Raw genomic sequence first — 1166 nt, 5'->3', positions numbered from 1 at the left:
TGGGTAAGAAAAAGCCTGAGGACATGGTCAAGCAGCGTAAAATCTTCATTGAAGGCGCTGCGAAAAAAGATATTGATGAGGCCACAGCCAACCATATCTTTGACTATATGGAACAGTTCGCCGGCTATGGTTTTAACAAATCGCATGCGGCAGCTTATGCTCTTGTTGCTTACCCGACGGCGTGGCTGAAAGCCCATTATCCGGCTGAGTTCCTGGCAGCGGCGATGTCTTCGGAAATGCAGAATACCGATAACGAGGAATTCCTGATTGATGACCGCCGCACGAACAATCTGGAAGGGTTACCACCGTCAGTTAATATGGCTATCTATCAGTTCCATGCTACTGATGATAAAACCATTGTCTATGGCCTAGGAGCGGTTACGTTGGAACTGGGAGGCAAAAGTCCGGTCATCGTTGATGAACAAGCGGATATCAAAGTAGCTGCGCAGCGCATTATATGGGGCAAACTGCTTAATACAGGACAGACCTGTATCGCACCCGATTATTTACTTGTGCATGAGCGCGTGAAGGAACCGTTAATTACGGAGATGAAAGCAGCGATCGTGTCCTTCTTTGGTTCGGAGATTCAGCACAACAAGGACTATGGGCGAATCGTGAACAAGGGACATTTTAAACGTCTGACGACTTTGATTGAGCGGGATCAGGCCAAAGTGATATATGGAGGAGCTTCGGATGAGGAAGATCGTTTTATTGAACCTACCCTGATTGATGCGGAGTCCTGGGATGCAGCTTTGATTGGGTCTACGAAGAAGTTGTATTCTCCGTCTTTTCCAAGCGTAAGTCCGCCCGTGGAGTGGTCGGCAGTAGCTACGACAAGTGTTTCACCGTCTTTTTTGGCAAAATCAATAGCTGCCTGAAATGCTGCTGCGAAATCATCCATTTCACTCATCGCGCCAACGATATCATTATCATGTCCTGCCCAGTCGATCTGGCTGCCTTCGACCATTAGAAAGAATCCTTTGTCGTTCGAACTGAGGCGATCAATCGCTGTATTGGTCATCTCAGCTAATGATGGAGTTGCAGCAGTACGATCAATCAACTTGTCCAGCCCTCCGTCCGCAAACAGTCCAAGAACTTGTTGATTCTTATCCGCAAGGAGAGAGGAACGATCCGTCACATAGCTGAATCCGGCCTTCTGGAACTCC

At 47.9% G+C, this 1166-nt stretch carries 1 protein-coding gene and 2 pseudogenes; 2 read left to right on the top strand and 1 reads right to left on the bottom strand.

Features of this window, described 5'->3' with window-relative positions; all coding sequences use genetic code 11:
• Both ACS72_RS18755 and ACS72_RS18750 read left to right on the top strand, forming a co-directional pair.
• Window positions 1-380: pseudogene (locus ACS72_RS18755) on the top strand (DNA polymerase III subunit alpha); the annotation flags it as partial.
• Between the two features lie 3 nt (window positions 381-383).
• Window positions 384-674 (top strand): annotated as a pseudogene (locus tag ACS72_RS18750) (aldehyde dehydrogenase family protein); the annotation flags it as partial.
• Here ACS72_RS18750 and ACS72_RS17595 read toward each other — a convergent pair.
• Window positions 662-1138, bottom strand: a complete 477-nt coding sequence (locus ACS72_RS17595) for an alkaline phosphatase (RefSeq protein ID WP_283936049.1) — start codon at window positions 1136-1138, stop codon at window positions 662-664. The pseudogene ACS72_RS18750 and the gene ACS72_RS17595 sit on opposite strands and share 13 nt — an antisense overlap.
• Between the last annotated feature and the right edge of the window lie 28 nt (window positions 1139-1166).

Origin of the sequence: Acinetobacter sp. VT 511 (assembly GCF_001077515.1) — a bacterium.
Lineage (GTDB): Bacteria > Pseudomonadota > Gammaproteobacteria > Pseudomonadales > Moraxellaceae > Acinetobacter > Acinetobacter schindleri.
The sequence above is the reverse complement of the archived record's forward strand: the minus strand, read 5'-3'. Positions and strand labels throughout refer to the sequence as shown.